A 6286-nucleotide genomic window follows, 5' to 3' on the forward strand; every position below is an offset into this window, starting at 1 on the left:
CGGCCCGGACCATCGGGGGAACCCCTGATCCGACCCCGAGAGCACCCCCGATCGTGCGGCCGACCTGTTTGGATGCAGGGGTGAGCACAGTCCCCGGCACCGCCGTCCGCCCCCCGCTGCAGCGGCCGCGGACGATGCTGCTCGGCGGAGTGTGCACCGCGGTCGCCGACCACCTCGGCTGGAGCGTGCGGAGGACCCGCCTCCTGGCCGTCCTCACGACCGCGCTCGGCGGGGGCGGCGCGCTCCTCTACCTCTGGCTCTGGGCCCTGGTGCCCCTCGCGCCGCTCGACTCGCGCGACGCGGATCCGGCCGTCCGCCGCTCCGCTCCCGTGGCCGGCCTGCTGACCCTCGCCGCCGCCGTCGCGGCGCTCGCCGTGCTGATCACCGTCGACAGCGGCGACGACGCCGACATCACGCGCGCGCTCGTCGCCGTCGGCCTGCTCGCGGGAGGAGCCGTCGGCTGGAGCCTCGGGCTCGACCGCGGCGACGCCGTCCGCCCCGCCCGGTACGGCTCCGCGGTGCGCCTCGCCTCCTGCGCGCTGCTGGTGCTCGCCGGAGCGGCCGTGCTCACCGGCCGCCCGAGCGCCCTCAACGCGGTGCTCGCCGTGGGCGTGCTGCTGATCGCCGCCGGTGTGCTGGCCGCGCCCCGGGTGGTGACCCTCTGGTCCGAGCTGATGGGCGAGCGGGCCGCCCGCGTGCGCGAGGAGCAGCGGGCCGAGATCGCCGCGCACCTGCACGACTCCGTGCTGCAGACCCTCGCGCTCATCCAGAACCGCGCCGGAGCCTCGAGCGAGGTCGCCCGCATCGCCCGCGCCCAGGAGCGGGAGCTGCGCGACTGGCTGTTCGAGCGCGACGTCCCGGTCGCCAACGACCTGGCCGCCGAGGTCCGAGCGATCGCCGCCGCCGTCGAGCTCGACTACCCCGTGCACCTCGAGGTGGTGGCCGTCGGAGCGTCCGTCCCCGGCGCCGCCGCGCTCCTCGCCGCGACCCGCGAGGCCGTGCTGAACGCGGCCCGGCACGCGGGCGGCGACGTCTCGGTGTACCTCGAGTCCTCCGTGCAGGGCGTCGACGTGTTCGTGCGCGACCGCGGCCCCGGCGTCGTCCTCGACGAGGTGCCCGGGGACCGCCTCGGCATCCGCGAGTCGATCATCGGCCGGATGGCGCGCGCGGGCGGCAGCGCGACCGTGCGCCCCGGAGTCGGCGGCACCGGCACCGAGGTGCATCTGCGGCTCCCCGCGGAGGTCGAGCGGTGACCCGCGTGCTGCTGGTCGACGACCACTCCATCTTCCGCTCCGGCCTGCGGGCCGACCTCGCCCCCGAGCTCGAGGTCGTCGGGGAGGCGGCCGACGTCGACTCCGCCGTCGGCCTGGTCGCCTCGCTCGCGCCCGAGGTGGTGCTGCTCGACGTGCACCTGCCGGGCGGTGCGGGCGGAGGCGGGGCCGAGGTGCTGCGGCGCAGCGCCGGGTCGTCGTCGCGCTTCCTGGCGCTGAGCGTCTCGGACGCTGTGGAGGACGTGGTCGGCGTGATCCGCGCCGGCGCACGCGGCTACATCACCAAGGCCAGCTCCGGAGCCGAGGTGAGCCGGGCCGTGCTCGCGGTGGCGGGCGGGGACGCCGTGTTCTCGCCGCGCTTGGCCGGCTTCGTGCTCGACGCCTTCGGGGCGCTGGCGGGCGAGCAGGCGGAGTCGGTGGACGAGCTCGACCGGCTCTCGGCCCGCGAGCGCGAGGTGATGCGCCTGATCGCCCGCGGCTACGCCTACAAGGAGGCGGCGGCCGAGCTCTTCATCTCGGTCAAGACGGTCGAGTCCCACGTCTCCGCCGTCCTCCGCAAGCTGCAGCTCTCCTCCCGCTACGAGCTCACCGCCTGGGCCTCCGCGCGCCGCCTGCTCTGAGGCGCGCGCGAGCAGTCAACCCCGTCCCTCCTCCCGCTCCTGCCGTCCGACACTGTCGGGACACGACAGGAAAGGACGACCCGATGGTGACCACCACCCCCGCTCTCCCGACCCTGGCCGAGCTCCTCCGCGACTCCCGGCCCGTGTCGCAGCTCTACGTCGACCTCGCGATCGACTCCGGCGATCCGCCGGACATCTCGCTCGAGCGCGCCACGTCCCTCGGAGACGAGCTCGCCCGCCAGGGTGCGCCGCAGGCCGACATCCGGGCCCTCACCGCTCTGCTCGAGGGGGCCGGGCGCCCCCAGGGCGGCTGCTGCCTCTTCGCGGTCGCCGTGGACGGGAGGGTCGTGCTGAACGAGGTGCTGCCGGGTCGGCCGGTCGCGCCCGAGGGCGTCTCCTACAGCCCGCTCCCCGACATCGTGCCGCTGCTGCAGCACCGGCCCGACCTGCGCGTCCTCGTCGTCGAGACCTCGCGGGACGGCGGCGAGATCCGCCTGCACCGCCTGGGCGCGCAGCGACCCGAGGCCGAGCAGGCCGTGCAGGGCCGCACCGACACCCTCCACAAGGCGCAGGCCGGCGGCTGGCGGCACGACCGGTTCCACCACCACGCGGAGGAGATCTGGCGGCGCACGCAGGCCGAGCTCGCCGCCGCGGTGGACGAGCTCGTGCGCGTGCACCGGCCGTGCCTGCTGGTCGTCGCGGGGGACATCCACGCCCGGCAGCTGCTCGCGCAGCAGCTCTCGCCGAGCAGCGCCGCGATCCTGGCCGTCGAGCCCGTGAACACGCGGGCCGCCGGCAGCGAGGAGGGGGCGCTGGAGCGGTTCGTCGACGAGCAGCTCGACCGCATCCTGCTGCGCGAGAAGGAGGACGTGCTCGACGCCCTGCGCACCGGGGAGCCGCGCCGCACCGTCGAGTACTCGCTCGGCGCGATCGTCACGGCGCTGGCCTCGGCACAGGTCGAGACGCTGGTACTCGACCCCGGCCGGCTGCGCGAGCGCGCTCTGCTGGCGCTCGCCGCGGAGCCGTGGGTCGCGTCGGCCCCGGAGGAGGCGCTGGGCGCCGAGGTGATCGACTCCGTCGACGCCGCCCTCGCGCTGGCCCGCGCCGCCGTGCTCACGGACGCGCGCGTGCTCGTCACCGACTCCCGCACCGCTCCGGAGGGGGTCGACGTGGTGACGCTGCCGCACGACGCCGACGCCGCGGCGATCCTCCGCTGGCGCACCGGCCCGCCGGTCCCGGGGGCCTGAGCGGCGGGTCCCCGAGCGCGACAGGGCCCGGGCCCCGATCCTGTGATCGGTCCCGGGCCCTGTCCGGCCTCACGCCTGCTGGTCGTCCTCGCCCTCGGCGGCCGCGCGGCGGCGCGCTCCGAGTCCGAGCGCGGTGGCGCCCGCGGCCAGGAGCGCGGTGGCGCCCGCGATCAGGCCGACGCTCTCGACTCCGGTCGAGGCCAGCCCGCCGCCCGAGCCGCCGACGGGCAGCGGGGTCGGCGTGCCGGTCGGCGCGGTCGTGGGCACCGGGGACGGAGCAACGGTGGGCGCCGCAGTCGGCCCGGCGGTCGGCGCCGTGGTGGGAGTCGCCGTGGGCGCGGTGGTCGGCGGGGTCGTCGGTGCCGTGGTCGGCCCGGCGGTCGGCGTCGGAGTCGGCGCCACCACCTGCGACGCCGGCAGGATCTGCACGATGGTCGGACGCGGTGCCGCCACCGCTCCCGCAGCCGTGGATCCGTAGTCCGGGAAGAACGAGGTCGGCGCCTCGAAGGTGCCCTCCTCGCCCGGGTGCTGCACCGCCACGAACACGTGCTGGTCGAGGTCGTGGACGATCGGTCCGCAGGTCTCGGCGTCGCGGGGCACCGAGAGGAACTGCTCCACCCTGCCGCGCGTCGCGCCCTCGAGCGCGACCTTGAAGAGCCCGTCGTTGTAGCCGATGCCGCTCGGGGCGCCGTCGGTCGAGATCCAGAGGTTCCCGACCGAGTCGAAGGCCAGGTTGTCCGGGCACGAGATCGGCGAGACCTGGTCCGCCGGGAAGCCGGAGAAGTAGACGACGTCGCCCTGCGCCTGGTCGCCGCAGAGCATCAGCAGGTTCCAGGTGAAGGTGCGGCCGGTCTGGTCGCCGCCGTCCTCGATGATCTCGACGATGTGGCCGTCGCGGTTCTCGGTGCGCGGGTTGACCTCGGTCGCGCCCTCCTTGCCGCCCTCGGTGCCGCGGGCGGAGTTGTTGGTGCAGGCCACGTAGATCCGGCCGCTGACCAGGCTGGGCTGCACGTCCTCGCAGCGGTCCATCTTGGTCGCGCCCGCGGCGTCCGCCGCCTGGCGGGTGTGGACGAGCACCTCGGCGACGCTCATCCCGGCGATCGTCGAGGCGCCGTTCAGCACCAAGGGCAGCCACTCGCCGATCCCGTCGAAGCCGCCGTCCGAGGGGACCGCCCCGGTGCCGGTGATCTCGGCCACGGGGGAGTCGCCGGTGAAGCGGGCGACGTAGAGGTCGCCCTCCTCCAGCAGGGTCTTGTTGTGGGCGCGGTCGCCCTCGATGTAGCGCTTCGTCGAGACGAACTTGTAGAGGTAGTCGAAGCGCTCGTCGTCCCCCTGGTACGCGACCACGCGGCCGTCCGGGGCGATGATGACGTTCGCGCCCTCGTGCTTGAGCCGGCCGAGCGCCGTGTGCTTCTTCGGCGTGGAGTCGGGGTCGAAGGGGTCGAACTCCACGATCCAGCCGAAGCGGTTCGGCTCGTTCTCGTAGCCCGGGGTGCGGGCGTCGAAGCGGGGGTCGTCGAGCTCCCAGAGGCGCGAGGTCTCGGAGTCGGCGAGGCCGTAGCGCTTCTCGGCGTCGCTCGTGCCGACGGCGCGGAAGTAGCCGTTGAAGTTCTCCTCGCCCGAGAGGATCGTGCCCCACGGCGTCGTGCCCCCGGAGCAGTTGCCGAGCGTGCCGAGCACGGTGCGGCCCTCGGGGTCGGCGACCGTCTTCAGCAGGTCGGTGCCGGCGGCGGCGCCGGTCACCTCGTAGGGGGTGTCGAGCAGGTAGCGGCGGTTGCGCTCGCCCCCGCGGACGTAGGCCCACGGGCGGTCGACCGCGGTGCGGACCAGCTCGACGACGCTGAGGCCGTGGGCGGCGCGGCCGACGGCGCGCACGCGCTCCGGCTCCGCCTCGAGCTGCGCGGCCGGGAACATGATGCTCTCGTTCGTGTACTCGTGGTTCACGACGAGCAGGGCGCGGAGGCGCTTCGAGCCCGGGATCTCGACGATGTCGGTGTAGTCGTTGTTGTAGCCGAACTGCGCGGCCTGGGCGGCCTCCGTCTGGTCGGCGATGTCGAAGGCGGGGCTGTCGGCGAAGAGCGGGTCGCCCCAGCGGATGATCGGCTGCCAGGCGAAGCCCTCGGGGACGGTGAACCGGTCGACCGTGTACGGCACCGGAGCGATCGGAGTGAAGGCGAGCGGCGAGCCGTCGGCCGAGGTCGCCACGGCCGCCTCGGCGGCGGGCGCTCCTCCGGCGGAGGCGACGGCGACGGTGACCGCGCCGGCCAGGCCGAGGCCGAGGGCGCTGCGGCGGGAGAGCTGCGACGAGACGATGTCGCGGAAGTAGCTGTTGTGCGACGTGTTGCAGGTCGCGGTGGAGCAGGCGTTGGCGCACTTCAGCGCGCAGGTGACGGGGCTGCGCTTGCCGCGCACGTGGCCGGCCATCGGGAGGAGGAGCGGGCGGCGGGCGGTGTCTGACATGGAGGTCCTTCGATCACGAGCAGGAGACGCGATCGAGGCAAGCAGGGGGAGGGGGCGCCGATGCCGCCGGGTGGAGGCTCCTCCCTGAACGGATTGTGAACGTTCTCACAAGAAGGTGAGGCTCACCTTCCCTCCCGGCGGCCCTCCGAGCGCGCCTCCAGGACCGCCCCGACGTTCCCCGCGATCCACTCGACGACCGGCAGCAGCCGATCCGCCAGCTCCGCTCCCAGCGGCGTCAGCCGGTACTCGACGTGCGGCGGGACGACCGGCCGCGCCTCGCGGTGCACGAAGCCGTCCTCCTCCAGGATCCGCAACGTCTGAGCGAGCATCTTCTCGCTGATCCCGCCGATCCGGCGCCGCAGAGCGCCCCAGCGCAGCGTGCCCGGAGCGAGCGCCGCGAGCACCAGGACGCCCCACTTGCTGGTGACGTGGCCGAAGACCTCGCGGCTCGGGCAGTCGGCGGAGTAGACGTCCCCGGCGAGCAGGGGGGAGTCGGCGATCGTCATGGGTGCTCCTCGGGACAGGGGTGATGACAGTACTAACGAAATAGTGGGTACTGCATTCCGGGAAGCGGGAGGAGGATGCGCCGGTTGCACCCTCCTGGCGGCGGACCCCGCCCGCCACCGCGAGCACGGCCCGGCTCACCTCGGCTCCGGAGCTGGCCTTGGTGATGTAGCCGCGTGCGCCG

At 74.5% G+C, this 6286-nt stretch carries 5 protein-coding genes; 3 read left to right on the forward strand and 2 right to left on the reverse strand.

The genetic code is table 11. From position 1 onward, the window contains the following. Positions 1 to 80: 80 nt before the first annotated feature. The 3 genes from C5C74_RS16475 to C5C74_RS16485 all read left to right on the forward strand — a co-directional run bounded on the left by C5C74_RS16475 (position 81) and on the right by C5C74_RS16485 (position 3138). Complete coding sequence (locus C5C74_RS16475) at positions 81 to 1253, forward strand: sensor histidine kinase (RefSeq protein ID WP_104222840.1); 1173 nt, start codon at positions 81 to 83, stop codon at positions 1251 to 1253. Next, positions 1250 to 1891, forward strand: coding sequence for a response regulator transcription factor (locus C5C74_RS16480; protein WP_104351911.1), 642 nt, complete (start codon positions 1250 to 1252; stop codon positions 1889 to 1891). Before C5C74_RS16475 ends, C5C74_RS16480 begins: the two co-directional genes overlap by 4 nt. 83 nt (positions 1892 to 1974) lie before the next feature. Next, complete coding sequence (locus C5C74_RS16485) at positions 1975 to 3138, forward strand: Vms1/Ankzf1 family peptidyl-tRNA hydrolase (RefSeq protein WP_104262602.1); 1164 nt, start codon at positions 1975 to 1977, stop codon at positions 3136 to 3138. Between the two features lie 69 nt (positions 3139 to 3207). Here the strand turns inward: C5C74_RS16485 and C5C74_RS16490 are convergent, their stop codons facing one another. Continuing rightward, positions 3208 to 5598, reverse strand: a complete 2391-nt coding sequence (locus tag C5C74_RS16490) for a PhoX family phosphatase (RefSeq protein WP_104351912.1) — start codon at positions 5596 to 5598, stop codon at positions 3208 to 3210. A 122-nt stretch (positions 5599 to 5720) separates the two neighbouring features. Further along, positions 5721 to 6104 carry a helix-turn-helix domain-containing protein gene (locus C5C74_RS16495; protein WP_160033071.1) on the reverse strand — a complete coding sequence of 128 codons (384 nt, stop codon included), beginning with the start codon at positions 6102 to 6104 and terminating at the stop codon, positions 5721 to 5723. Positions 6105 to 6286 lie beyond the last annotated feature (182 nt).

It is taken from the genome of Rathayibacter sp. AY1E8 (assembly GCF_002931415.1).
In the GTDB taxonomy this organism is placed as follows: domain Bacteria; phylum Actinomycetota; class Actinomycetes; order Actinomycetales; family Microbacteriaceae; genus Rathayibacter.